Source organism: Herbiconiux daphne (genome assembly GCF_024979295.1).
Taxonomy (GTDB): domain Bacteria; phylum Actinomycetota; class Actinomycetes; order Actinomycetales; family Microbacteriaceae; genus Herbiconiux; species Herbiconiux daphnes.
In genome coordinates, this window is sequence record NZ_JANLCJ010000742.1 from 1 (window position 1) to 538 (window position 538).

A 538-nucleotide genomic window follows, 5' to 3' on the forward strand; every position below is an offset into this window, starting at 1 on the left:
CCAATGGCACAAGAAGGTTACAACTACATGCGCAATAAGAAGTTCTCTCCGGAGTACATCGCGCAGGATGCAACTGTACCTATGCCAACTCAAGCTCCTGCCTCAACGGAGGTAGTAAATTTAGGTAAAGAAGGTGTTCAAAAACCTGAACCTGAAAAATACTCTTCCGCCTCACTTATGACCCAAGCACCTCAGCAACCTTCACAACCACAACCATTACAACCACAACAGCAACAACAGCCTCAGCAACCAGCTGAGCAGAAGCCTAAAGAGCTTACTGATGCTGAGAAGATTAATATGTTTGCTACTAAACTTCGTGGTCTGTTTGACAATGCTGCTACGTATCAAAATACAAATGCCAACACTGTTAAACGTAATTTCATGGATGAAGTGTTCAACACACCGAACATGCAAAACGCTGCTGCCTTATTTGGAGGATTTAAATAATGGCTGATTATAACAACTCAGGTGCGTTGTTTCAGAATTACCTGAACAACCCAACCGCAGCTGCTATGAATCAGAGCACATTTGGTAGCAT

1 protein-coding gene is annotated in these 538 nt (G+C 43.1%); it reads left to right on the forward strand.

What is annotated here, in order from left to right; translation table 11 throughout:
* A partial coding sequence (locus N1032_RS27450; RefSeq protein WP_259543886.1) for a hypothetical protein occupies positions 1 to 447 on the forward strand: 447 nt, incomplete at its 5' end.
* Between the last annotated feature and the right edge of the window lie 91 nt (positions 448 to 538).